Annotated in this window: 1 protein-coding gene; it reads left to right on the top strand. The window is 72.0% G+C overall.

Going from position 1 to position 579, the window contains the following annotated elements:
* Positions 1 to 167 precede the first annotated feature (167 nt).
* A complete protein-coding gene (gene grxC, locus B8460_RS19360; RefSeq protein ID WP_048863267.1) occupies positions 168 to 428 on the top strand; it encodes a glutaredoxin 3 in 261 nt (86 codons plus the stop codon).
* Positions 429 to 579 lie beyond the last annotated feature (151 nt).

Genomic DNA, 579 nt, shown 5'->3' with positions numbered 1-579 from the left:
GGCCGGCGCCTGCGCGGCGGCGTTGCTCGGGGCGGGCGCCGCCTCGGTCGATGTCCTGGCCGCCGCCCGCGTGGCCGATCGCCGCCTCGTCTGACCGGCTGCGCGCGGCACGCCCTTGTGCAGCGGCCGCGCTCTCCCGATTTGCGCGCTGCAACAGGAGCGGTGGAATGCCGGAGATCGAGATCTACACCCAGCCGTGGTGCCCCTACTGCGCCCGCGCGGTCGGGCTGCTGACCAAAAAGGGCGTGACGTTCCGCGAGATCGACGCGCCCGGCGGCTCGCCCGAGCGCGCGGAGGCGACGCGGAGGGCCGGCGGCCGCACGACGGTGCCGCAGATCTTCATCGACGGACGCCATATCGGCGGCTGCGACGAATTGCTGGCGCTGGAGCGCCAGGGCAAGCTTGATCCGCTGTTGCAGGCGGCCTGATCGCAGCCGCGCGACCGGCACTCTCTTGCCGTGATTGCCGGTCGGGGCCAGTTAGGCGCGATGACGCATACGGCATCCGGGCGCGCGGCATGATCCATTACGACCTCCGCTGCGAGGCCGGACACGGCTTCGACGGCTGGTACAAGGACAG

The organism is Acidisphaera rubrifaciens HS-AP3 (assembly GCF_000964365.1).
Lineage (GTDB): Bacteria > Pseudomonadota > Alphaproteobacteria > Acetobacterales > Acetobacteraceae > Acidisphaera > Acidisphaera rubrifaciens.
This window is presented reverse-complemented; position numbering and strand designations above follow the sequence as displayed.

Bases quoted from the DNA above. Each gene is read 5' to 3' on its own strand.
- grxC (WP_048863267.1), top strand. From the start codon at position 168: ATGCCGGAGATCGAGATCTACACCCAGCCGTGGTGCCCCTACTGCGCC.